This is a genomic window from Pseudomonas sp. AC229 (assembly GCF_979254655.1).
The window spans coordinates 1-244 of record NZ_CEEDHK010000089.1 but is presented as its reverse complement, the minus strand read 5'-3'; the positions used below and the strand labels follow the sequence as shown (position 1 = coordinate 244).

Genomic DNA, 244 nt, shown 5'->3' with positions numbered 1-244 from the left:
CGGCCATGAGACTGGCGGTGAGCAGCACACCGAACTCGCGCAGAAAGGCGAAGGCCACCAGGTTGACCGTATAAAGAGTGGCGCCGAAATTGGCCAGCACCGTGGCGCCGAGAAACGCCACCACCGCGCCGACCATAACCGTCAGCAGCACCACGATGGGCACCGCATCCAGACCGGTTTGCTCGATATTGGAACCCAGCGACGTAACCCGCCAGCGGCGCGGTGCGAACAGGCCGCGCAGCAG

Annotated in this window: 1 protein-coding gene; it reads right to left on the bottom strand. The window is 64.8% G+C overall.

Annotated elements, in window-relative coordinates; translation table 11 throughout:
* A partial coding sequence (locus tag AC0IW7_RS24975; protein ID WP_471821545.1) for an ABC transporter permease occupies positions 1-244 on the bottom strand: 244 nt, incomplete at both ends.